Genomic DNA, 19,731 nt, shown 5'->3' on the forward strand with positions numbered 1-19,731 from the left:
TCGATGACAGTTGATTTGGCGTACTCAGCCAAAGGGCATTGGCCTACAGTTCGCTCGCAAGATCGTGCAGGTCGGCAAGATGTTGCTCCCACCAGCGCGGTTCCGCCGCGAACGGGAAGGCGGCGGGGAAGGCGGGGTCATGCCAGCGCGCGGCGATCCAGCCGGCGTAGTGCAACTGGCGCATGGCGCGCAGCGCGGGCACCAGGGCCAGTTCGGCGAAGTCGAACTCGCGCATCTGCTGGTAGCCCTCCAGCAGGTGCTGCATGGAGGCATCGTCGTTGGCCAGCATCCACAGGTCCTGCACGGCCGGGCCCATGCGGGCATCGTCGAGGTCGACGAAGTGCGGGCCGCCGTCGGTCCACAGCACGTTGCCCGGGTGGCAGTCGCCATGCAGGCGCAGCTGGCGCACCGGGCCGACGGCCTCGAAGCGATCAGCCACGGCATGGTCCACGCGTTCGGCGGCCGCGCGGTAGGCGCCATGCAGCGAGGGTGGCAGCAGGGCGGAGTCGAGCACGGCGCGCATGGGTTGTTCGATCAGGGTGGCGCGGTCGATGCGGCCGCGATGCTCGAACGGACGGCGCGCGCCGACGCTGTGGATGCGTGCGATCAGGCGACCCAGCCATTCCAGTTGTTCGGCCGACTCCAGCGAGGGCGCGCGTCCGCCACGGCGCGGCGTGAGTGCGTAGCGAAAGCCCTCGTAGTGCAGCAGCGTGCGTCCGCCGAACACCAGCGGCGCGACCACGGGAATCTCGTCGGCGGCCAGTTCAGCGGCAAACGCGTGCTCTTCGAGGATCGCCGCATCGCCCCAGCGATGCGGGCGATAGAACTTGGCGATCACCGGCGGGCCATCCTCGATACCCACCTGCCACACGCGGGTCTCGTAGCTGTTGAGGGCGAGCAGGCGCCCGTCCGGCCACAGGCCGCACGCCGTCACCGCGTTGAGCACGCGATCGGGATCGAGCGTGGCGTAGGGCTCGTGGTTCAACGCGGCGCGACCACGCGTGCGGGAATCACCGCCATGGTGATGCGCGAGATGCACACCAGTTCGCCGGCCTCGGTTTCGATGCGGATTTCCCACACCTGGGTGGTACGGCCGATGTGCACCATGCGCGCGGTGCCGGTGACGATGCCGCTGCGCACGCCGCGCACGTGGTTGGCATTGATGTCCAGGCCCACTGCCACTTCCTGCGTGGGATCGAGCGTGAGCATCGCCGCGGAGCTGCCCAGCGTCTCGGCCAGCACCACCGAGGCGCCGCCGTGCAGCAGGCCGTAGGGCTGGTGGGTGCGGTGATCCACCGGCATGGTGCCGCGCAGCCAGTCGTCGCCGACTTCGGTGATGCGGATGCCAAGCGTCTCCATCATGGTGTTGGCGCTCCAGCCGTTGAGCCGCTCGAGCGAGGTGTCCTGTTTCCAGATGGCCATGGCTTGAATCTCCGGGGAGGGGCCCGCATTGTCGTTCGACTGCCGTCGCCGCGACAATGCGCCCCGTGTACACCGTCACTCTCTCCTCCACCGGCCGCCAGTTCACCGCTGAGCCGGGCGAAACCGTGCTGGAAGCGGCCCAGCGCGCGGGTATCGCATTGCCGTACTCCTGCCGTTCGGGCGTGTGTGGCAGCTGCAAGGCCACCTTGCTGGAGGGGCGCTGCACCTATCCGCGCAACCCGCCGCTGGCGCTGAGCGGCACCTCGCCGGCGCAGCACGCGATCCTGCTGTGCCAGGCGGTGCCGGCCAGCGACCTGCGCATCGAGGCGCGCGAAATCGCCTCGGTGGAAGACATCGCCCGCCGCCAGCTCGACGTGGTGGTGGCGCGCAAGTGGAGGCTGGCACCCGACGTGATCGGCGTGCAGCTGCGTCCCGCCGATGGCCAGCCGCGCCTGCAATGGCTACCGGGCCAATACCTGGACGTGCTGCTGGATGGCGAGCGGCGCCGCCCGTTCTCCATCGCCAATCATCCGCAGGCCGACGGCGTCATCGAGCTGCACGTGCGGCACGTGGCCGGTGGCGGCTTCACCTCGTGGGTGGCCGAGTCGCTGAAGGAAGGCGACACGCTGCGCATCGAGGGCCCGCTGGGCACCTTCGTGCCGCGCGAGGACTCGGAGCGGCCGATGATCTTCATGGCCGGCGGCACCGGCTTTGCACCGGTGAAGGCCATCGTCGAGCACTTCATCGCGCTGGGCACGCGCCGGCCGATGCGGGTGTATTGGGGCGCGCGCAATGCGGGCGACCTGTATCTGCGCGAGCTGGCGCAAGGCTGGGTGCGCCAGGCGCACGACCTGGTCTTCCATCCGGTGATTTCCGACCCCGAACAGGCGGCGGTCAGCGGCTTACGCATCGGCCTGGTGCACGAGGCCCTGCTGGAGGACCAGCCCGACCTGTCCGGCTACGATGTCTACATGAGTGGCCCGCCGGCCATGATCGACGCGGGACGCAAGCTGTTCGTCGCGGCCAACCTGCCGGAAGAACGGCTCTACTACGATTCGTTCGACTACGCGCCCGACGTGCTGGCAAAGATCCTCGGCAGTCGCGCCGGCATCGCCATCGAGACCTGAGTGCCGCGCCTGCGTGGCGCAAGCGCGGCACCGCGAAGCAGCGGACTTTTAGTTCTTGCCCTTGGCGATCGGCAGCTGGGCCTGCTGCCAGGCCAGCACGCCGCCGCCCAGCACGTAGACCTTGGCGAAGCCGGCGTTGATCAGGCGCTGCGCGGCCTTGCCGGTGGTGCGGCCATCCTTGTCGATCAGCACGACCGGCACGTCCTTGGCCTTGGCCAGGTCTTTCTGCTCGGGATCGAACTGGCTCATCGCCACATGGCGCGAGCCCGGCACATGGGCCTTCTCGAAATCGGCATAGGCGGAGAGGTCTACCAGCAGCGGACCCTCGCGGTTGATCAGCAGGGTCAGGCCGGCCGGGGTCAGTTCCTTGTACTTGCGGAACAGGGTGAGGACCTGGGTCACGATGAGCGCGACCAGCAGGGCCAAAAACAGCGCCACCAGCGCCAGGTGATGGCCGATGAACTCGGGCAGCTTGTGCAGGACGTCGCTCATTCGAAAGGCTTCCGCAGGCGCGGACAGGCCGCGCGGGGTCAATGGAACAGTCGATTATAGGGCAGGCGGGGTGGGCTTCGCCTCGAACGGCGGTTTGGGCGCCCTCGCTACCCGTCCCCCATCCCCGCGTCCAGCCTCACTGCCGGCTGATGTCCGGCAGGCCGCTGACCAGCCACCAGTGCTTGCTGTCGGCGTCGTAGTGCCAGGTCTGGTGGTCGGTGACGGTGCGTTCGGACTGGGTGTTCACGTTGACCAGGTTGATCTGCACCACCTGGGTCACTTCGAACTGGCCGTTCGGGATCGGGCCCTTGCCATCGTCGTAGCCGCTCACCTTGTACTGCTGGTAGCGCGACATCTCCAGCGAGGAGATCGGATGCTCCTCGCGTACCTTCGGGTCGATGAACTGCGCCGCGCCATTGAAATCGCCCCAGCGCATGGTGCTTGCATAGGCGTTCAGCGTGGTGGTCAGCGCGTCCTGGCGCTGGTCGGTGGCACAGCCGCCGAGCAGCAGCATGGAGAGGGCGACGGGCAGGGCAAGGATGCGGCGCATGGTGGTTCCCCCAGGGACAGGCCAGCCATTCTGCCGCAATCCTGGTTGCGTATCACACCGCGTCGGGCGAGCGCCGCTTGGCCACGAAACGCGCCTGCAGCGTGGCCGCGGGCTTGTCGCCCACGCCCGGAACGCGGCAGGTGACCTCGATGCGGGCGCGGCCGCGTGCGGCCAGCGTATCGAAGAATGTGACCCAGTCCGCACCCTCGGCCAGGCGGGCCTCGCTGTGGAAGTCGCCCCACACCGGCTCCAGGTAGCGCACGGTCGATTCGCCCACGAACACATCGCACTCCAGCTCGCGCAGGCGCAGTTCCAGTTCGACCAGGCCCCAGCCGGTCAGCGTCATCACGCTCACCAAGCTGCCGCCGAAGGCACAGCCCTTGTCGTTGATGTTGGGACCCAGCGGCGCGGCGATCGAAAGATGCTGCTCGTCGGTGTCAAGCAGGCTCAGATCCATGTTCTGCGCCAGAGGAATCTCCTCGCGCATGAAGGTGACCAGCTTGCGCGCCAGGGTCGAACGTTCGGTCGTGCTCATCGTTGCCAGGTGGGGAAAGGGGAACGCGTAGTGTACGCGCGCCAGCTACACTCGGCCGGTGTTTCTCCCAGGGCGGCCCCGCGTGCGCGAACCCCAGACAACCGCCGGAACGCCGCTGCACGGACGCACGGTGGTGATCACCCGCCCGGCCGGCACCGGTTCATCCCTGGCGCGGCAGGTACGTCGCCGCGGTGGCATGCCGTTGCTGTTGCCTGGGCTGTCCCTGCGTGCTGCCGATGACGCGTCGCGTACCGCCGAGTTGCTCGACGAGGCGCTGGGCGACGATGTGCTGGTGTTCACCAGCCCCGCAGCCGTGCGTTTTGCGGCGCGCCTGAGGCCGCTGCGCACGCAGGCCACGGTGCTGGCGGTAGGGCAGGGTACGGCCAGGGCGCTGCGTCGCCGTGGCGTGGCCGAACCACTGGCGCCGTCCATGCGGCAGGACAGCGAAGGCTTGCTGGAACATCCCGCATTGGACTCCCTGCAGGGCCGACGCGTCGCCTTGATCGGTGCGCCGGGTGGACGCGGCCTGCTGCGCGCCGAACTGGTTGCGCGGGGCGCGCAATTGCGTGAACTGCATGTCTATCGGCGCGCCGTGCCGCGCTGGCAGCGGCGTCAGCTGGAACAGCTACAGGCGTTGCCGCCGGATGCCCGCGTGTTGCTGTCCAGTGCCGAGGCCTTGGCCCATCTGTGCGGCGGCTTGCCGCCGCTGGCGCTCGCAGCGCTGCGTCGCTGCACGGCGGTGGTCAGCAGCGAGCGGCTCGCACAGGCTGCCCGCCAAGCCGGCTTTGCCGGCGTGGAACTGGCGGCATCGGCACTGGCGGCAGACCTGCTCGCCGCTGCGGCCCGCTGAGGGCGGACCTTCACGCGGGTTTGATGCGGGTGGGCGGCCAGGGGCTGCTAGCATGGCGGGCATGAGCCAAGACGACTCCTTCTCCTCCCCGGGCGCGGCCGAAACCCGCGCGGATTCCCCTTCACGCAAGCCTGCGCCCGCGCGTCGCGGCAGTGGCACGCTCGCCGTTGCGCTATTGCTGGCGCTGGTGGCACTCGGCGGTGCCGGCTATGTCGGCTGGCGCCAGTGGCAGCAGGAACAAGGCCGCGTGGCCGGCTCGGTGGCGCTCGATGCGCTGAGGCTCAGGGTGGAAACGCTCGAGCATGGCGCCAATGCCAGCGACAACGAGCGCAATCTGCTGCGCCAGCGCCTGGGCGATGCCGACCAGGTGAACCGCTCGTTGCGCGAGGAGCTGCTGAGCCAGGCTGAGCGCACGCGCAATCTCGAAGACGCGGTGGCCAAGCTGTCGGAGAAGACCTTGTCCGCGCATGACGCGATGCTGCTGGACGAAACCGAATCGCTGTTGCGCATGGGCAAGGAGCGCTACGAACTGTTCCATGACGCGCAGGGCGCGGCGGCTGCGTACGCGCTGGCCGACCAGACGCTGGCCGCGGTGGACGATGGCGCCTTCTCCGGGCTGCGCCAGAGCATCGGCGCCGAACGCGAGGCGCTGGCCAAGAGCCAGCCGGCGAGCCTCGATGCATCGCTGGCCACGCTCACCAGCTTGCGCGCAGGCATGGCCACGTTGCCGCTGAAATCCCTGGATTCCACGGGCTCCAGCAGTTCCGCGGGCGGCTGGTCGCGCATCGTCGCGGCGCTGGACAGCGTGGTGAAGGTGCAGCGGACCAATGGCGCGCCGCTGTCGGTGGCCGATGCGCGGTTTGCCCGCGAGCTGACCGCGATCGACCTGGCGCAAGCGCAGGCTGCATTGCTGGCCGCCGACCATGATGGTTACGTCGCGGCGCTCAAGCGCGCCGACGCTGGCCTGGCCGAACAGTTCGACAGTTCGACGCCCGCCGTGCAGCAGGCCCGTGCCCAACTGGCCGCGCTGCTCGCACAGCCGTCCTCTGCGCCCGTGCAGCTGGGTGCGGCCTGGACCGAGTTGCGCAACCTGCGCGCGGTGCATGCGCTCAAGCCTGCTGCCAGCAGCAGCGCGCCGGCCGGGGCCAAGCCATGAAGTTGTGGCGCTGGATTCTGTTCCTGGTGATCGTGGCCGCGCTGGCGGCGTTCGGCTGGCACTGGATTGCCCAGGACCCGGGCTACCTGCTGGTGCGCCTGCGCGGATGGCAGGCCGAGACCACGGTGGTGGCCGCGGTGGTGATGCTGCTGCTGGCCTGGGCGGTGCTCAGCGCGGTGTGGTTCGCGGTGCGCTGGCCGTTTGGCGCGCTCACGCGCCGTCATCGCCGGTTGAGCCGCCAGAAGATGGGCGAGGGCCTCATTGCGCTGATGGAAGGTCGCCATGGTGACGCCGAGCGCGACCTGCATCGTGCTTCGCGACTCGACCTGCTGCGCGGCCCGGCCTTGCTGGCCGCTGCCGAGGCCGCCTCGCGCCGCGGCGAGAACACGCGTGCGCTGACCACCCTGGACGAAGCGGGACAAGTCGCGCCGCGCGCCGCCCGCGTGCTGCGCGCCCGCGTCTTGCGTCGCGAGGGCAAGCCTGCCGATGCCGTGAACCTGCTGGCCACCGATGCCGACAGTGGCAACCTCACGCCAGGTGGCTGGCGCGAGCTGGCACTGGCCGCGCTGGCCAGCGGCGATACCCGCCGCGCTCGCCTGGCGCTGGAACCGCTGCAGAAGAGCGGCGCCCTGGGGCCGCGCGGTTACGCCGCGCTGGAGTCGCAGGTGCTGGCCGCTTCGCTGCGAGCCCAGCCCGATCCGGCCGCGCTCAACACGTTGTGGTCGCAGTTGCCCAAGGCACAGCGCCGCGTGCCCGCCGCGGTCGATGCCTATGCGCGCCAGGCCGCGTCGTTCGGCATGGTGCTGCCGGCGATGGACGAAGTGGAATCAGCGCTGCGTCGCGAATGGTCGCCGCTGCTGATCGAAACCTATGGTGCGCTGGGCGGCGACGACATCGAGGCGCGCCTGCGCCGCGCCGAGTCATGGCTGGACGGCCACCCCAACGATGCCGCGCTGCTGCTCACGCTGGGCCGCATGTGCGTGCGCCAGCAGCTGTGGGGCAAGGCCACCCAGTATCTGGAGCGCTCGCTGGCGCTGGAGCCCAGCAGCGCTGCCTGGGAAGCCCTCGGCGACGTGCATGCGGGACAGGACGAGGCGCTGCTGGCGCAGCGCTGTTACCGCAACGCACTGGCCCTGGCCCGCGGCGAGACGGTGCAGCCGCTGCCGCAGGGCGCACGTGCCGCGCGCCTGGATACGCGCCCCATCGCCATGGAAGAACGCAGCGAGCACGGTGTGCCGCGACTGCCGGAATAAGGATGATCAGCTGGCCGAGATGGCCCAGGTGATGAAGCCCGCGTTGACCGCGGTGAACACCAGTGCGACCAGGAAGATCACGTCGGCGGTGCGTTCCAGCCGGTGGTTGCGCTTGAGGTTGCGCGTGCGCAAGGCCCAGTAGGACAGCAGGCACGAGGCCAGGTAGAGCATCGAGTTGACGGCGAGCAGGTCGTCGCCGATCAGGTCTTCCTTGCGCAGCGAGATCACCACGCGAAGGATGCCGATGACGGTGAGGCACACGCCCACCATCGCGGCCGAGGCGGTGAAGATGTGCACGCAGATGTCGTGGTCCAGCCGGGTCGAGCGAGGCTCGGGGGCGTCGTCGATAAGGTTTGGCGTCATGGTCAGGCCTGCTGGAAAGCTCGTAAACATGGAGCCCTGGGCGCCGGCCCGGGTTCCGGACGGCAGCTCACGCGTTAAGCGGCCAGATCATAAGAGGATTCAGCCCCGGCTATCGGCCCGCCCCACCCACAGCACCTGCAGGCGCTCGGCCGCGGCGACCACCAGCAGCGCGCAGGTGATGCCCAGCGCGACTTCACCCACGCGGGTAAGCGCCACCAGCCAGAACGATCCGGTGTGCGGCACCAGCATGATGATGGTGGTGGTGGTGCCGCTCAGGCGTGCAGCGCTGCCCACGCCGAACAGCCAGCACGCGGCAATCGCCACCACCACCGCCACCGCATAGGTGGCGTAGTGCTCGCCGCCGATCAGGGCGGCACCGAAACCCGCCACGCCGCCCACCAGCGCGCCGATGATCTGGTCGCGCGAGGACGCGCGGGTATCGAGGTAGTTCTGCTGGGTCACCGCGATGGCGGTGAGCGCGGCCCAGAAGGCCTGTTGCGTGTGCAGCAGCAGGCCGAAACCGTAGGCCGCGCTGGCGGCGACCAGCGCGAGCAAGGCCAGCCACAGGCCCTGCACCAGGCGGTGCGACCAGGGCAGGCGGCGATAGAGGCTGGACATGTCCTGCTGGAAATCCAGCAGGCGGCGAAGGTTTTCGCGCAGCGAAATAGGGACGCTCATGAGTGCTCCGGAAACGAAACCCGCACGCGGTTACATCGGCGTGAGGTTGGCGTAGGCATACACCAGCCACTTGCTGCCGGCGCCGGCGAAATTGACCTGCAGGCGCATGTGCGCGCCGCTGCCTTCGGCACTCACCACCACGCCTTCGCCGAAGGTGGGATGGCTGACGCGCTGGCCGAGCCGAAGCGGCATGCTTTCCTCCAGCGAGCTGGAGCCGCTGTTCGGACGCGCGCCGTACAGCGGACGGCTCACCTGCACGCGCGGGCGCACCTCGTCGATCAGCTCGGGCGGAATCTCCGCGAGGAAGCGCGACGGGCGCGCCAGCATCTCCACGCCATGCATGCGGCGCGATTCGGCGTAGGTGATGAACAGCCGCTCGCGCGCACGGGTGATGCCCACGTAGGCCAGCCGGCGCTCTTCTTCCAGGCGGCCTTCATCCTCCACCGAGCGCTGGCTGGGGAACAGGCCTTCTTCCATGCCGACCAGGAACACCACCGGAAACTCCAGGCCCTTGGCCGAATGCAGCGTCATCAGCTGCACGCAGTCGTCCCAGGCCTCGCCCTGGCCTTCGCCAGCCTCCAGCGCGGCATGCGACAGGAAGGCGGCCAGCTCGCTGAGGCCGGCCTCCTCGTCGTCGGGCGTCAGCTCGAAGCGGCTGGCCACGTTGACCAGTTCGTCGAGGTTCTCCACCCGCGATTCGGCGTTGCCACGGCTGTCCTTCTCGTAGAAGTCACGCAGGCCGGTGTGGGTGATGGCGTGGTCGATCTGTTCGGCCAGTGCGAGTGCGTCACCCGCCTCCGCGCCGGCAAACGCCCGCGCCATGTCCTCGATCATCTGCAGGAAGGCCTTCACCGCGTTCTTCGCGCGGCCAGCCAGTTCCTTGCCGCCGCTGAGCTCGTTGAGCGCGGCCTCCCACATCGAGCTGCCCTCGGCGCGGGCACGACGGCGCAGCACGTCCAGCGTGCGGTCGCCGATGCCGCGCGGCGGCGTGTTCACCGCACGCTCGAAGGCGGCGTCGTCGTGCCGGTTGGACGACAGGCGCAGGTAGGCGAGCGCGTCCTTGATTTCCGCGCGGTCGAAAAAGCGCTGGCCGCCGTACACGCGGAAGCGGATGTCCCGCTGCATCAGCTGTTCTTCGAAGTTGCGCGACTGCGCGTTGGAGCGGTACAGGATGGCGCAGTCGCGCGCGTCGCCGTGCTCGCCGATGTACTCGCGGATGCGCTCCACCACGAAGCGCGCCTCGTCCTGCTCGTTGTAGGCGGCATACAGCGCAATGCGCTCGCCTTCGCCGCCGTCGGTCCACAGCTGCTTGCCCAGGCGGCCGCCGTTGCGCGCGATGACGCTGTTGGCGGCCTTGAGGATGGTGGAGGTGGAGCGGTAGTTCTGCTCCAGCTTGATGGTCCTTGCGCCGGGGAAATCGCGCAGGAACTGCTGCACGTTCTCCACCTTGGCGCCGCGCCAGCCGTAGATGGCCTGGTCGTCGTCGCCCACCACGAACACCTGGCCGGTGTTGCCCGCGAGCACGCGGATCCAGGCGTACTGCAGGGTGTTGGTGTCCTGGAACTCGTCGATCAGCAGGTAGCGCCAGCGCTCGCGGTAATGCTCGAGGATCTGCGGATTCTTCAGCCACAACTCGTGCGCGCGCAGCAGCAGTTCGGCGAAATCCACCAGGCCGGCGCGCTGGCAGGCATCCTCGTAGACCTGGTAGATCTGCACCAGCGTGCGCGTCATCGGGTGATCGCGATGCTCGATGTTGTCGGGCCGCTTGCCCTCATCCTTCCACTGGTTGATCTGCCAGGTGGCCTGGCGCGGCGGGAAGCGCGCCTCGTCCAGGCCCAGGCCGGTGACCACGCGCTTGACGATGCGCTGCTGGTCGTCGGCGTCGAGGATCTGGAAGCCCTCGGGCAGCCCGGCCTCGCGCCAGTGGCGACGCAGCAGGCGGTGCGCGATGCCGTGGAAGGTGCCCACGGTAAGGCCTTGCGTGCCGCCCGGGATCAGCTGGTCCAGGCGCGCGCGCATTTCGCCGGCGGCCTTGTTGGTAAAGGTCACCGCCAGCACGGCCCACGGCGACACGCCCATCACCTGGGTGAGCCAGCCGATGCGGTGGGTCAGCACGCGGGTCTTGCCCGAACCGGCGCCGGCGAGCACCAGGTAGTTGCCGGGAGGCGCGCATACCGCTTCGCGCTGCGCGTCGTTGAGCTTGTCGATCAGGTGGGAGACATCCATCCCGCCTATTGTAGCGGCAGGGCTCCCAGCGGTCCCGGCCGCCTGCTTTTCCCTGATGACGCCAGTAGCCGAGGCTGGTGCGCAATCCGGTCACGCACAGGGTGCACTCCTGCCTTGGCGGAGCCTCACTGTAGGGGCCCGCCCTGTGCGCGACAGTCACCCAAGGCCCGCCGCCAGCGCGAGGTCAGTAGTTCAGCCCCGGGCTCAGCAGGTGCCAGGCGAGGATGAAGACGACGGCTCCAAGGCAGGCGAGCAGCAGCAACACGCCGCTGATGCGTCGCCACCAGTCGCCGCCGTGTCGCCATGCGCGCCAGGTCTCGAGGGCCACGGCGACGGTGCCTAGCACCGCCAACACGCCGATCAGCTGCAACAGCCGCAGACGAAGGTCGAAGCCGGGCTCGCCCAGCCGCGGCAGCATCAGGCACCAGCCGCCGGCGAAGACCAGGTAGAACACTGCGCTGAGGCGGCTCAGCCGATACCAGCGCTCGTCCTGCTCGGGCAGCGCTTGCGCCCCCGGCCGCCGGCGCAGCAACGCCAGCACCGGCCAGGACAGCGCCAGCAGTCCGAACACCGCCAGCATGGCGAGGATGGCCAGTCTCAGTTGCGCGGGTGACGCCCCGGTCACCGGCAGGTACACCGTGACGGGCGACTGCGTGTCGGTCGACAGCATGCTCACCCTGCCATCGTGCACGACCGCGCCGAGCAGGCGACCGGTGGCATCGTCCACCCACAGGTACGGCTTCACCTCGCGCCAGTGCGCGGGAGCGAACATCGGCGTCCGCAGGCTGCCATCGGGTGCCAGGTCCACCTGCCATTGCTCGAACGCGTCGCGCAGGGCGAAGACATTGCTGCGCGAAGTGACGCTGGAGCGGTACCGCCCCACCAGCTGCGCGGCGTGCGTCTTGTCGGTGGCCAGCGTGGGCTGCTTGAGCTGCGGCAGCGGCGGGAAGTAGCGAGCGGCGAATCGATCCACCAGCGGCCGCAGCAGTGGGGCGGCATGACCGCCGTCGGTGGCGATGAAGATGCCGGTGTGGTGCTCGGGCAGCAGCGCGAGCAGGCTGTGGAAGCCGCCGAAATCGCCACCGTGCCCGAGGATGGTCTGGCCGTCGCGGTCGAGGTGCGCAAAGCCCAGCGCCATGCCGGGCAGGCCGGGGATCGCCACGCGTTGATAGTTCTGCATGAGCTGCACGGTGGCCTGCTCCAGCAGTTGCCCATTGCCGGCGCGACCGTATTGCAGATGGGCGACCATGAACTGCGCCATGTCATTGCCACTGATCGACAGCGCGCCGCCGGGCACAGCCGTGCGCAGGTCGAAGGGATGCGGCGCCGTGCCGGGGCGTCCGTAGGAAGGGATCGCCTCGCTGCGCAGCGCCGCCGGTAGCGGTTGCCGGAAACTGGCGTGCTTCATGTCCAGCGGCTCGAAGATGTGCCGCTCGATGTAGTCGTCGAAGGGCTGTCCGGACACGCGTTGCACGATGTAGCCGGCCAGTGCCGCCCCATAGGTGGAGTACGCAGGCACCTCGCCGACGGCATAGATGCGCTCGGGCACCCAGCGCTTTACCCATGCGTCATAGGGCAACAGCGACGAAGGCGAGGTCGCGTAACGGTCCTTGAGCACATCCTCGAAGCCGGCCGTATGCGTCATCAGGTCGCGCAAGGTGATCGGCTTGCCTTCGCGCGGGGGAATGGTGAAGTCCAGGTAGCGGTTGATGTCGGCGTCGAGGTCGAGCTTGTGCTTCTCCACCAGCTGCATCACCGCGGTCCAGGTGAACAGCTTGGAGATCGACGCCACGCGGAACATCGTGGTGGCGGGATCGACCGGCGTCCTGGCGTCGGCATCGGCGTAGCCGTAGCCCTTGGCCAGCAGCACTTCACCATCCTTCACCACCACGGCCACCGCGCCGGTCACGGCGCCTTTCTGCATGACGCCGGCCATTTCGGCATCCAGCCACGGTTGCAGGTCGGTGGCGCTCAGTTCGGACGCGCCCAGCTGCGTGACGGCGGCGTGCTTGCTCTCGGGCAGCGGAGTGATCTGGATCGGCGCCTGGGCCCACAGCATGGCAGGAAGCAACAGCAAGGCCAGCGCCGCAGCGTACTTCCGCAGTGGGGACCAGCTCGTCACGGCGGGCGCGATGGCGGGCATGCATGACTCCTTGAAGCCGGCGCGGCAAAAACGGACGCCCAGTATGCCGCGCCGTACTTTGCCCGGCGTCTGCGTCGCGTCAACGCGCGTCAGCGCGTCTTCAGCTGCAAATGTGGCCTCAATCGCGTTTCATCTGGGCGACCAGCCCGGCCAGTTCGCGCACGGCGGCCTCGGATGCCTCGCGATGCGGCGTGATGTCGGGGTTGTTGTAATTGCCGGTGTCGCCGATCACCTGCACCATGATGCCGTCGCTGCGCGGCACCACGCTGAAGTCGCGCGCACGCAGGCCATAGGTGACTTCGGGCTGTGGAATCAGTCGCGCAGTCTGTCCACGCACCGGGATCACCGAGTCGTCGTTGAACAGGGCGCGGGCGCCATAACCGGTGGCGTTGACCAGGGTGTGCTCGGGCAGGCCCTGCAGCTCGTCAGCGTGGCTGAATTCGCGGACCTGGATCTTGCCTCCGGCCGCCAGGAACTCCGACATCAGGTAGTTCGCGTAGCTGCTGATGTTGAACATCAGCGTGGTGTAGCGGCGCACATAGGGTTCGGGGAAGGGATGTTCGCCCGGCGCCAGTTCCACCGGCCGCGGGGTGAGGTCGCGCACGCGGTCGCTGAAGTCGCCATATTCGGGTTCGTCGGGCACCTCGCCGTGGAACTTGCCGAAGGGCGCGTCGGAGAGCGAATAGCCGTCGATCCATTCGATGGGCGTGCCAGCCAGCCCCAGGAGGCTCTGGTAACGCGCATACGAAAGACGCGTCATGGTTTCCCAGCGGTCCGCCAGGGCCGGCGCATGCGCGGCATCGCAGATGCGTGAGTCGGGCGTCCACAGGCCGGAGGCCCGCATCGAGAACACGTCGGGCGGCAGCGCCTTGGCATAAATGCGTACCTGCAGCCCCGCGCGCTGCGCCAGCAGGGCGGTGGTGAGGCCAATGGCACCGCAGCCGATCACGCCCAGCTCGCGCGCCCCGGTACCCTGCACCATCTGCAGCGCCAGCGCGCCCGAGCCCCACGACAGCGACCAGCCGCTGCCGCCGTGGCCGTAGTTGTGAACCACGATCTTGTTGCCGCGCTTTTCCAGCTCGATGCGCGGGCCGGCGGCGCGGAACGGGCGCGTGCACACGTACACGCCGGTGATGCGGTCGACCGAGGCACGGATCGGGGCCAGCGACGCGCTGCGGGATCTGGGGACCGGCGCCACCGGCTGCGAGGCACAGGCAGCGAGCCCGGCGGTCGACGCGACGGCGAGGGTGGCGCCAGCTTGGCGAAGGAACTGGCGTCGTTGCATGGGGTGGCTGTCCGGTGGTGTCACGTGGATGCGTCCTGCGTGTCACTCCGGCCCGCGCCGGGATGACAGGCGTGAGGGCATGTGGCAGAAGCCGAAGGGCCTCAGCCCTTCTTGAGGAAGCCGCCGAGTGCGAGCACGGCGCCTACCACCAGGGCGGCAATGCCGGCCCACTGCGGGATGGCCTTGTCGTGGGTGGCGGTGATCTTGGCCGAACCGATCTGCACCAGCGTGTCGGTGGTCTGGTAGCTGCCGTGGCCAAGCAACGCCCATACGCCGGCGGCCAGCAGGAGTAGGCCGAGGATGATCAGCACTGCACGCATGGGAAGCTCCCTGGAATCGAAGACACGATCATAGGAGCGATGGCGGCATGGGAAAAGTCGACGGCGGCGCCAGTACTGCACGTCCGCCGTCGAGGGGGGAAGCGTTAATCGATGCGCGCGTACAACGCACCGTGGCCAGGAAGGCTCAGCCTGCCATCGGCGAACGTGCCCTGGGCGAGGCCGTGCCCGTTGACAGGCGTCGCGCCAGCGATGCCGTCGAGCGGTAGTTCGACCGGCTGCGCCGACAGGTTGAAGGCGGCCAACACGGTTTCATCGCCATGCCGGCGGGTGAAGGCCAGCACCGGTTCGGGCGTATCGAGGAAGCGGATGTCGCCCAGGCGCAGTGCCGGCTGCGTCCGACGCCACGCCATGAAGGCGCGGAAGCGGTGCAGCGCTGAGCCGGGCTCGGACTCCTGCAGGGACACCGCCAGCGCGCGGTGCTCGGCGGGCACCGGCAGCCAGGGCTCGCCGACGCTGAAGCCCGCGTTGATGCCGTTGTTCCACGGCATCGGCGTGCGGCAGCCGTCGCGGCCCTTGAAGGTCGGCCAGAAGGTGATGCCGTAGGGATCCTGCAGCGCCTCGAACGGCACCTCGGCCTCCGTCAGGCCCAGTTCCTCACCCTGGTACACGCACACCGAGCCGCGCAGCGAGCAGACCATGGCACTCAGCAGGTTGGCCAGCTGAGGGGAGGCATCGCCGTTGCCCCAGCGGGTGAGCACGCGGGCCACGTCGTGGTTGGAGATGGCCCAGCACGGCCAGCCTTCGAGCATCTGCGCTTCGAGGTTCTGCACCGTGCTGCGGATGTAGGCCGCACTGAAGTCGTCGGTGAGCAGCTCGAAGCTGTAGCCCATGTGCAGGCGGCCGTCGCGGGTGTACTCGGCGGTGGTGGCCAGCGAGTCTTCCGACGAGATCTCGCCGATCGCCGCCACCTGGTGGTACTGGTCCATCAGCGCGCGCAGGTCCTCGAGGAACGCGATGTTCTCCGGGCGCGTGTTGTTGTAGTAGTGGTACTGGAAGGCGTACGGGTTGTCCGGGCTGAAGCCGCGGCCCACGCGCTTGTCTTCCGGCTTGGGCGGGTTGTCGCGCAGCTGCTGGTCGTGGAAGCAGAAGTTGATCGCGTCCAGGCGCAGGCCGTCCACGCCCTTGTCCAGCCAGAACTTCACCTCGTCCAGCACCGCGCGGCGCACGTCCGGGTTGTGGTAGTTGAGGTCGGGCTGCGAGGTCAGGAAGTTGTGCAGGTAGTACTGGCCGCGGCGCGGTTCCCACTGCCAGGCGCAGCCGCCGAACAGCGACAGCCAGTTGTTGGGAGGCGTGCCGTCTTCACGCGCGTCGGCCCAGACGTACCAGTCTGCCTTGGGGTTGTCGCGACTCTCGCGGCTCTGGCGGAACCAGGCGTGCTCCACCGAGGTATGGCTGAGCACCTGGTCGATCATCACCTTCAGGCCCAGCGAGTGCGCCTTGGCCAGCAGGTGATCGAAATCGTCGTTGTTGCCGAACAGCGGATCGACTTCGCGGTAGTCGGCGATGTCGTAGCCGAAGTCGGCCATCGGCGAGCGGAAGAACGGAGAAATCCAGATCGCATCCACGCCGAGACTGGCCACGTAGTCGAGCCTGTCGATGATGCCCGGCAGGTCACCCACGCCGTCGCCGTCGGTGTCCATGAAGCTGCGTGGATAAATCTGGTAGGTGACGGCTCCGCGCCACCACGGTGCTTCACTCATGTCGCATGTCCCGTTTCCGCCCAATGCGCGCATGCCCGGAACCCCGGGTCCGAGCGAAGCGCGGGGGGCAGCTTAAAGGCAGAGCGCGAAGCTGACGCTTTGACTGCATACGTATTCAAAAAACCGCGATATTGCGACGCAGCATGCGTAGTGGCGGGGCGCTTCCTGCATGCACCGCAGGCGCATGCAGGCGCGGGAAAAGCGCGCCAATACGCGCATTGCCATGACAGGCGGGTGATGCGCAACGCGGGGAAACAGCAGCGGATTGCACCGGGAGCCATTAGAATTTTGTCAAAGGTGCACAAAAAAACGCGGTCATGAATACGTATGCATAGACCTGTTCGCCTTTTGGCGCAGCCCTACCATGGCCGCCACGCGACGGGGCCCTCCGAGCCATCGGCATGCACTGGCGCGTAGCCCGCAGCAGTCTGTGGGGACTGCTGCGGCAACTACAAGACCAAAGATGAAGTGCAAACCCGTGGGAGGGGAAGACGGTGATACTGAAACGTAATGTGCTGGCCCTGGCGCTGGCTTCCGGCCTTTGCTTGACCGCCGGCATTCACGCGACGCCGGCTGATACGGGCGCGAACGCAGGCAGCACGGCAGCCGGCAACAACGCGACCAACGACCAGACGACGCCTGCCTCGACGCAGCAGAACGCCCAGGGCGCCAACAAGGACGACAAGTCCGCGCAGAACGGCGATCAGGGCAAGCAGACGCAGGACCAGCAGCTGGCCAAGAGCCTGTCCACCATCACGGTGACCGGCTACAACCAGAGCATGGAAAAGTCGATCGACTACCAGCGCTACGCCGATACGATCCAGAATGTCATCACTTCCGCCGACATCGGCGGCCTGCCGGATCAGTCGATCGCCGATGCGCTGACGCGCCTGCCGGGCGTGTCGGCCGAGCGCATCGCCGGCCAGGCGTCGCAGATCAATATCCGCGGCCTCTCGGGCAACTTCATCCAGACCACGCTGGACGGGCGCGAACAGCCGTCCACCAGCGGCAGCAACTACATCCAGTTCGACCAGTACCCGTCCGAGCTGATCAACATGGCCACGGTGTACAAGTCCTCGCAGGCTTCGCTGGTCACCGGCGGCGTGGGCGGCACCATCGCGATGGAGACGGCCAACCCGCTGGATGCGCCGAAGGACCAGAACCTCAACATCGACGCGCGCGGCAGCTACGACGGCCAGGCGCACGACGTGAGTGGCGCCAACGCGCTGGGCTACCGCCTGAGCGCGGCCTACCAGGGCAAGTTCCTCGACAACACCCTGGGCATCGGCCTGGGCGTGGCGCAGATGTACCAGCCGCACGTGTCCGAGCAGTTCGTGGGCGAGGCGTCCGACGGTTCGGTCTACAAGATCAACTCCTCGGCCAACTCCCCGTCGGGCTACCTGCCCGAAGGCGTGCAGCTGCAGCAGAACGGCGGTGAGGAGCGTCGCACCGGCGAGATCGCCACCATCGTGTGGAAGCCCACCGACGAACTGCAGATCACCGGCGACGGCTTCTTCTCCAAGTTCAAGGACGAGTCGTTCGGCTACGGCTTCCGCTCGCAGAACTTCTACGGCAACAACACCCAGATCACCGATCCGATGTGGAGCTCGCTGGGTACGCTGATCGGCGGCACCGTGGCGAGCAATCCGACCACCGGCACCGATCCGCGCACCGGCAACCCGTACGGCAACCAGTTCTCCAACGAGACCACTGCCGACAACTACACCACCACCACCAACGTGTTCTCCGGTGGCATCAACCTGAAGTGGAACCACGGCAACTGGCACATCGACTCGGACATCTCGCTGTCGCGCGCCTCCAGCAACGAGATCAACGTCGACACCACGGCTGACCCGTACACCGGCCTGGGCACGTCCAATCCGCAGCTGATGTCGCAGTCGATGAGCTACCAGCTGCGCGGTACCAACGTGGGCCAGGTGAGCTTCGCCAACCCGGGCATCTACACCAACCTCAACGACATGGCGTTGTCGCGTTACGGTGTGTACCCGTACATCTACCACGACAAGATGAAGGCCTTCCGCACCAGCGTGAAGTACGACCTGCCCAACAGCTCCTGGCTGTCGGCGGTCGAAGCCGGCATCTACATGAACAACCACTACTACAACGCCGACCGCGAGGCGTATGTGTATGGTTCGGAGTGGAACACCTCGCCGGTCGCGGGCGAGCTGCCGCTGTCCATTCCTGCCGGTGACGCGAAGGTGACCTGCTGGAAGGGCAAGTTCTCCGGCATGCCCTGTTTCCTCACCCTCAATGGCCCGGCGATCCTTGCCGCGCACGGCATCACTGCCAACCCGGTGAAGGACATCAACGCCAACAGCTGGACCTACATCCAGAGCGGCGAGGTCAACGAGAAGACCCGTGACCTGTTCCTGCAGGGCGACATCGACGACGAGGATGTGTTCGGCCACGCGCTGACCGGCAACTTCGGTATCCGCGTATCGCACCAGTCGCAGTACAGCTACGGCCTGCAGCAGGTGGGCAACAACGCGGGCATCGCCATCACCGATGGCAACGGTTATACCAGCTACGACTACGCGCCGCTGACCGTCGGCAAGACCTACACCGACTATCTGCCGTCGCTGAACCTGATCTATCACCTCACCGAGAACGACCAGCTGCGCTTCTCGGCCGCCAAGGTGCTGTCGCGTCCGCCGATCGACAAGATGCTGGCGGGTTCGGGTTCGTGGGTGTCCAACGGCCCGGGTGCCGGTGCACAGTACAACGTCTGGGGCGGCACCAGCCCGCTGCTCGATCCGCTGCGCGCCACGCAGTATGACCTGGGTTACGAGCACTACTTCGACGATTCGTCGGGCGCGGTCACCGCGGGTGTGTTCTTCAAGGACGTGAAGTCGTTCATCCAGGACGTCACCTACAACAACTTCGACTTCGCCGCGGCCGGCATCACCGTGCCGACCAACCCGGCCACCGGCCAGCCGTACCTCAACGGCGAGTACCAGACGGCCTACAACGCCAAGGGCGGCCTGGTGCGCGGCCTGGAGCTGTCCGGCTCGAAGACCAACTTCCTGCCCGGCATCTGGTCTGGACTGGGCGTGCAGGCGAACTTCGCGCTGACCTCCAGCACCGTGCGCAACCCGACCAACCTGGGTGGCCCGACCACCTACGTCGGCCTGCCGGGCTTGTCCAAGCGCGTGGCCAGCGCGGCGGTGTTCTACGACTACGGCCCGTTCTCGGCGCGTCTGTCGGGCAACTACCGCTCGTCGTTCCTGTCCGATACGCAGATCGCGGTGGACAACCAGCTGGTGACCTTCGCGGCGGAGACGGTGTACGACTTCCAGGCCTCGTATGACATCACCAAGCAGCTGAGCGTGGTCTACCAGATGCTCAACCTGACCAACCAGCCGACCCGGACCTACTTCGGCGGCAATTCCCAGCAGACCGGCACGATCCAGTACTTCGGTCGTACCAGTTACCTGGGCCTGAACCTCAAGCTGTAAGCCACGATCGTGCCGGCGCCCCGCAAGGAGCGCCGGCACGATGCTTTTGGGCGTCCGCATGTCGCGGATGCCGGCATCTCCCGCGAGGCCAGGCGTGGCGGCCACCTGCCCCGGCGAAGCCCGTGCCTGGTGTA

At 67.8% G+C, this 19,731-nt stretch carries 17 protein-coding genes; 5 read left to right on the forward strand and 12 right to left on the reverse strand.

The genetic code is table 11. The annotated features are described in order from the left end of the window. Nucleotides 1–43: 43 nt before the first annotated feature. Both DVU99_RS07925 and DVU99_RS07930 read right to left on the reverse strand, forming a co-directional pair. On the reverse strand, nucleotides 44–985 hold the full coding sequence (locus DVU99_RS07925) for a serine/threonine protein kinase (protein ID WP_114239669.1): 942 nt from the start codon (nucleotides 983–985) through the stop codon (nucleotides 44–46). After that, nucleotides 982–1,422, reverse strand: coding sequence for a hotdog fold thioesterase (locus DVU99_RS07930; protein WP_114239670.1), 441 nt, complete (start codon nucleotides 1,420–1,422; stop codon nucleotides 982–984). The genes DVU99_RS07925 and DVU99_RS07930 overlap by 4 nt, the downstream gene beginning before the upstream one ends. A 56-nt stretch (nucleotides 1,423–1,478) precedes the next feature. Between DVU99_RS07930 and DVU99_RS07935 the strand changes: the two genes are divergently transcribed. Further along, nucleotides 1,479–2,549: a 2Fe-2S iron-sulfur cluster-binding protein gene (locus DVU99_RS07935; RefSeq protein ID WP_114239671.1), complete on the forward strand. Its 1,071-nt coding sequence runs from the start codon at nucleotides 1,479–1,481 to the stop codon at nucleotides 2,547–2,549. 48 nt (nucleotides 2,550–2,597) lie between these two features. On the opposite strand, the gene DVU99_RS07940 is transcribed toward DVU99_RS07935, so the two are convergent. From DVU99_RS07940 to DVU99_RS07950, 3 genes are all read right to left on the reverse strand, one after another. Further along, nucleotides 2,598–3,041: a rhodanese-like domain-containing protein gene (locus tag DVU99_RS07940; RefSeq protein ID WP_114239672.1), complete on the reverse strand. Its 444-nt coding sequence runs from the start codon at nucleotides 3,039–3,041 to the stop codon at nucleotides 2,598–2,600. A gap of 136 nt (nucleotides 3,042–3,177) precedes the next feature. Further along, nucleotides 3,178–3,591, reverse strand: coding sequence for a hypothetical protein (locus DVU99_RS07945; protein ID WP_114239673.1), 414 nt, complete (start codon nucleotides 3,589–3,591; stop codon nucleotides 3,178–3,180). A 52-nt stretch (nucleotides 3,592–3,643) separates the two neighbouring features. Further along, nucleotides 3,644–4,126 carry a YiiD C-terminal domain-containing protein gene (locus tag DVU99_RS07950; RefSeq protein ID WP_114239674.1) on the reverse strand — a complete coding sequence of 161 codons (483 nt, stop codon included), beginning with the start codon at nucleotides 4,124–4,126 and terminating at the stop codon, nucleotides 3,644–3,646. An 82-nt stretch (nucleotides 4,127–4,208) separates the two neighbouring features. Between DVU99_RS07950 and DVU99_RS07955 the strand changes: the two genes are divergently transcribed. The 3 genes from DVU99_RS07955 (at nucleotide 4,209) to DVU99_RS07965 (ending at nucleotide 7,385) form a co-directional block, all read left to right on the forward strand. After that, nucleotides 4,209–4,976: a uroporphyrinogen-III synthase gene (locus tag DVU99_RS07955; RefSeq protein WP_232823505.1), complete on the forward strand. Its 768-nt coding sequence runs from the start codon at nucleotides 4,209–4,211 to the stop codon at nucleotides 4,974–4,976. Between the two features lie 61 nt (nucleotides 4,977–5,037). Next, complete coding sequence (locus tag DVU99_RS07960; protein ID WP_114239764.1) at nucleotides 5,038–6,132, forward strand: uroporphyrinogen-III C-methyltransferase; 1,095 nt, start codon at nucleotides 5,038–5,040, stop codon at nucleotides 6,130–6,132. Then, on the forward strand, nucleotides 6,129–7,385 hold the full coding sequence (locus DVU99_RS07965) for a heme biosynthesis HemY N-terminal domain-containing protein (protein WP_114239675.1): 1,257 nt from the start codon (nucleotides 6,129–6,131) through the stop codon (nucleotides 7,383–7,385). Before DVU99_RS07960 ends, DVU99_RS07965 begins: the two co-directional genes overlap by 4 nt. A gap of 6 nt (nucleotides 7,386–7,391) precedes the next feature. Here the strand turns inward: DVU99_RS07965 and DVU99_RS07970 are convergent, their stop codons facing one another. From DVU99_RS07970 to DVU99_RS08000, 7 genes are all read right to left on the reverse strand, one after another. After that, the gene (locus DVU99_RS07970; protein ID WP_114239676.1) at nucleotides 7,392–7,748 is read right to left on the reverse strand and encodes a hypothetical protein; all 357 of its coding nucleotides are present in this window, start codon (nucleotides 7,746–7,748) and stop codon (nucleotides 7,392–7,394) included. A gap of 99 nt (nucleotides 7,749–7,847) precedes the next feature. Then, the gene (locus DVU99_RS07975; protein ID WP_114239677.1) at nucleotides 7,848–8,426 is read right to left on the reverse strand and encodes an aromatic acid exporter family protein; all 579 of its coding nucleotides are present in this window, start codon (nucleotides 8,424–8,426) and stop codon (nucleotides 7,848–7,850) included. A gap of 30 nt (nucleotides 8,427–8,456) precedes the next feature. After that, complete coding sequence (uvrD, locus tag DVU99_RS07980) at nucleotides 8,457–10,652, reverse strand: DNA helicase II (RefSeq protein WP_114239678.1); 2,196 nt, start codon at nucleotides 10,650–10,652, stop codon at nucleotides 8,457–8,459. Nucleotides 10,653–10,836: 184 nt separating this feature from the next. Next, a complete protein-coding gene (locus DVU99_RS07985) occupies nucleotides 10,837–12,795 on the reverse strand; it encodes a serine hydrolase (protein WP_114239679.1) in 1,959 nt (652 codons plus the stop codon). 118 nt (nucleotides 12,796–12,913) lie between these two features. Then, the gene (locus DVU99_RS07990; RefSeq protein ID WP_114239680.1) at nucleotides 12,914–14,080 is read right to left on the reverse strand and encodes an FAD-dependent oxidoreductase; all 1,167 of its coding nucleotides are present in this window, start codon (nucleotides 14,078–14,080) and stop codon (nucleotides 12,914–12,916) included. 101 nt (nucleotides 14,081–14,181) lie between these two features. Then, nucleotides 14,182–14,400 (reverse strand): hypothetical protein, encoded by a 219-nt coding sequence (locus tag DVU99_RS07995; protein WP_114239681.1) that lies wholly within the window; start codon nucleotides 14,398–14,400, stop codon nucleotides 14,182–14,184. A gap of 104 nt (nucleotides 14,401–14,504) precedes the next feature. Next, entirely contained in the window at nucleotides 14,505–16,121 is a 1,617-nt protein-coding gene (locus DVU99_RS08000) for an alpha-glucosidase family protein (RefSeq protein WP_114239682.1), read from the reverse strand. A 494-nt stretch (nucleotides 16,122–16,615) separates the two neighbouring features. On the opposite strand from DVU99_RS08000, the gene DVU99_RS08005 reads away from it, so the two are divergent. Continuing rightward, entirely contained in the window at nucleotides 16,616–19,597 is a 2,982-nt protein-coding gene (locus DVU99_RS08005) for a TonB-dependent receptor (protein WP_157971383.1), read from the forward strand. Nucleotides 19,598–19,731: the final 134 nt, after the last annotated feature.

Source organism: Dyella sp. C9 (genome assembly GCF_003332825.1).
GTDB lineage: Bacteria > Pseudomonadota > Gammaproteobacteria > Xanthomonadales > Rhodanobacteraceae > Dyella.

Excerpts from the sequence above, each read along its gene's own strand:
- DVU99_RS07930 (WP_114239670.1), bottom strand. The coding sequence starts at position 1,422 with ATGGCCATCTGGAAACAGGACACCTCGCTCGAGCGGCTCAACGGCTGG.
- DVU99_RS07935 (WP_114239671.1), top strand. The coding sequence starts at position 1,479 with ATGCGCCCCGTGTACACCGTCACTCTCTCCTCCACCGGCCGCCAGTTC.
- DVU99_RS07940 (WP_114239672.1), bottom strand. The coding sequence starts at position 3,041 with ATGAGCGACGTCCTGCACAAGCTGCCCGAGTTCATCGGCCATCACCTG.
- DVU99_RS07945 (WP_114239673.1), bottom strand. The coding sequence starts at position 3,591 with ATGCGCCGCATCCTTGCCCTGCCCGTCGCCCTCTCCATGCTGCTGCTC.
- DVU99_RS07950 (WP_114239674.1), bottom strand. The coding sequence starts at position 4,126 with ATGAGCACGACCGAACGTTCGACCCTGGCGCGCAAGCTGGTCACCTTC.
- DVU99_RS07960 (WP_114239764.1), top strand. The coding sequence starts at position 5,038 with ATGAGCCAAGACGACTCCTTCTCCTCCCCGGGCGCGGCCGAAACCCGC.
- DVU99_RS07965 (WP_114239675.1), top strand. The coding sequence starts at position 6,129 with ATGAAGTTGTGGCGCTGGATTCTGTTCCTGGTGATCGTGGCCGCGCTG.
- DVU99_RS07970 (WP_114239676.1), bottom strand. The coding sequence starts at position 7,748 with ATGACGCCAAACCTTATCGACGACGCCCCCGAGCCTCGCTCGACCCGG.
- DVU99_RS07975 (WP_114239677.1), bottom strand. The coding sequence starts at position 8,426 with ATGAGCGTCCCTATTTCGCTGCGCGAAAACCTTCGCCGCCTGCTGGAT.
- uvrD (WP_114239678.1), bottom strand. The coding sequence starts at position 10,652 with ATGGATGTCTCCCACCTGATCGACAAGCTCAACGACGCGCAGCGCGAA.
- DVU99_RS07985 (WP_114239679.1), bottom strand. The coding sequence starts at position 12,795 with ATGCCCGCCATCGCGCCCGCCGTGACGAGCTGGTCCCCACTGCGGAAG.
- DVU99_RS07990 (WP_114239680.1), bottom strand. The coding sequence starts at position 14,080 with ATGCAACGACGCCAGTTCCTTCGCCAAGCTGGCGCCACCCTCGCCGTC.
- DVU99_RS07995 (WP_114239681.1), bottom strand. The coding sequence starts at position 14,400 with ATGCGTGCAGTGCTGATCATCCTCGGCCTACTCCTGCTGGCCGCCGGC.
- DVU99_RS08000 (WP_114239682.1), bottom strand. The coding sequence starts at position 16,121 with ATGAGTGAAGCACCGTGGTGGCGCGGAGCCGTCACCTACCAGATTTAT.